A 2,340-nucleotide genomic window follows, 5' to 3' on the forward strand; every position below is an offset into this window, starting at 1 on the left:
AAAGGCGGCCTGCGCGCGCTGCTGGAATGCGCCGACGAGCTGAAGAACCTGCCGTACGAGATCCAGTGGGCCGAGTTCCCGGCCGCCGCACCGCTGGCCGAAGCGCTGAACGCCGAGGCCGTCGAGCTGGGGCCGATTGGCGACGCGCCGCTGATCTTCGCGCTGGCGCAAGGCGTGCGCATCAAGGCTTTTGCCGTGAACCGCAGCGATGCCTATGGCACCGCGGTGCTGGTCAAGACCGACTCGAGCCTGCGCACCGGCGCGGACCTGAAAGGCAAGAGCGTCGCGACCAACCGCGGCTCCATCGGCCACTACGTGACGCTGCGCACGCTGGCCGCCGCCGGCCTGCAGCCCGGCGACGTGCAGTTCCGCTTCCTCGCCCCGTCAGACGCCAAGCTTGCGCTGGTCGGCGGCTCGGTGGACGCCTGGGCCACCTGGGAGCCGTACACCGCAGTGGCCGAAACGGTGGACAAGCTGCGCGTGCTGAGCAACGGCCGCGGCCTGTGGTCCGGCCTCAGCTACATCGCCGCGACCGACACTGCGCTGCGCGACAAGCGCGAGGTCCTGGTCGACTTCCGCGCCCGCACCGAACGCGCCCAGCGCTGGGCCAACGCCCACATCGGGGACTATGCCGACACCCTGGCCCGCATCGTCGGCATCCCGGCACCGGCCGCCCGCCTCGCCTACGAACGCCGCCAGACCCGCTACCTGCCGATCGACGCCGCGCTGATCGCCGAGCAGCAGAAAACGGCCGACGTCTACTTGGACGCCGGCCTGCTCGCCAAGCGGCTGGTGGTCAGCGAGACGTTTGTCAGCGTGTGAGGCGTCGGGCGCCTGCGTTCGAGATCGGCTTGAGCACCGCGTAGGTCTCCGAATCCTGGTTTTGGCGGGTGGTGTTGCGGACTTGGGCCAGGATGTCGCCCTGGTCGTTGATGGCCAGCGTGAGCTCCACGACCCAGCCGGCGGCCTGGGTGTCCGCACTCAGCAGGCTGGTGAGCAGGGTCGGCACGCCGTCCTTCCAGATCACCGCCCTGCCGTCGCAGGAGCCAACCGGCAGGTCCAGGTTGTTGATCGCGCTGACGCTGCAGCCCTGGTACTGGGCCGTGGCCAGCAACTCCAGCTGGCCGGCCTTCCAGAGCATGGGCATTTCGGTGTCCCGGCCGAAGTCGATGTAAGAGCCGGCCGCCGTGCCGTGGTCGTTGATGTCATCGAAGATGGAACCGGTGAGACCGGACAGTGCCGACATGTCCTGCAACTGGCCGTCCTTCCAGACCATGGTGCTGTAGTAGCCGTCGCTGCCAAAGCCGAAGCCGATCACCCAGCCGTTGGCCGCCGTGCGATAGGCCTCCGGGAAGCTGACGCCGGCAGGCGCGGGCAGCACGGTGGGTGGCAGCGCAGGGTCGGTCCACAGCACTGGCTGCTGCACGCCATTCTTGTACGCCAGGCCCACCGCGTGGCCCTGGCTGTCCACGTCCAGTGCCATGCAGCCACAAGGCTCGCCGGCCGGCGCGAAGGAGGCAAAAGGCGTGATCGAGCCATCGGGTCGCCACAGCACGCTGAGGCTGCGGTCGTACGCATAGGCCACCATGTAGTTGTTCTGCGCGCTGAGCCTGGCCATGTCGAACGACCACTGCTCCGGGTTCTTCAACACCTTCGCGCGGCCGTTGGTCCACAGCACCGGGTAGTACATGGACTCGTTCTTCCTGCGGCCCGCGCCCGACGCCACGCCGGCCTCGTCGATGGCCTCCGGCCAGGCATAGGCCAGCTTGCCAAACGGTGCCAGCACTTGCAGCGTGTAGGTCTGCGCGCTGGCAGACTGCGGCGCGCCCAGCAGCGCAGCGGTGGCGGCAAAGCTGGCCAGAACGGTGTTCGAAAACAATGACATCGGGAACCTCCTTGATGTTTGAAAACAGAGGCTGCCGACGCTTGTACTACTGCGGTGCGTTGCCGGCAGCGGCGCGATCGTAGTTCGATCCAGCGCGCGGCCGACGGGGGCCCCCTAGAACCCGCGGCGGGTCGCGACAGGGCTTGATGGCGATGGCGAGCGGGCCGGTGTCAGGCCGGCAGCCGCATCGGCATCTTCTTGTGGCACTGCGGGTAGCCGGTGCAGCCCCAGAACGGGCTGCCGTCGGTGCGGCGGGCGCGTTCGGTCATCTTCTTGCCGCAGCTCACGCAAGTCGGGCGCCAGTAGTCGTTTTCGAGCGCGAGGGTCAGCAGCAGTTGTTGCTCCTCGGGCGAGCGCTGGGCGATCAGCGCGAGCAGGCGTTCGCTGTCCAGCAGGTTGATGCGGTGCTCGCGGGCGAAGGCTTCGGCTTCGGGGGTGAAGCCTGAGGTGGTGGC

Annotated in this window: 3 protein-coding genes; 1 reads left to right on the forward strand and 2 read right to left on the reverse strand. The window is 68.3% G+C overall.

Features of this window, described 5'->3' with window-relative positions; all coding sequences use genetic code 11:
* Positions 1-822, forward strand: an 822-nt coding sequence (locus tag FKP22_RS27545) for an ABC transporter substrate-binding protein (protein ID WP_141291163.1), incomplete at its 5' end; no start/stop codon positions are given.
* Here the strand turns inward: FKP22_RS27545 and FKP22_RS27550 are convergent.
* Together FKP22_RS27550 and FKP22_RS32900 are read right to left on the reverse strand one after the other, a co-directional pair.
* On the reverse strand, positions 812-1,885 hold the full coding sequence (locus FKP22_RS27550; protein ID WP_141291165.1) for a hypothetical protein: 1,074 nt from the start codon (positions 1,883-1,885) through the stop codon (positions 812-814). The genes FKP22_RS27545 and FKP22_RS27550 overlap by 11 nt on opposite strands.
* 170 nt (positions 1,886-2,055) lie before the next feature.
* Positions 2,056-2,340 (reverse strand): restriction endonuclease (locus FKP22_RS32900; protein ID WP_375140624.1); only part of this gene is annotated, 285 nt, incomplete at its 5' end.

Origin of the sequence: Ideonella azotifigens (assembly GCF_006519715.1) — a bacterium.
Lineage (GTDB): Bacteria > Pseudomonadota > Gammaproteobacteria > Burkholderiales > Burkholderiaceae_C > Ideonella > Ideonella azotifigens.

Coding starts and splice junctions, on each gene's coding strand:
- FKP22_RS27550 (WP_141291165.1), bottom strand. CDS start 1,885: ATGTCATTGTTTTCGAACACCGTTCTGGCCAGCTTTGCCGCCACCGCT.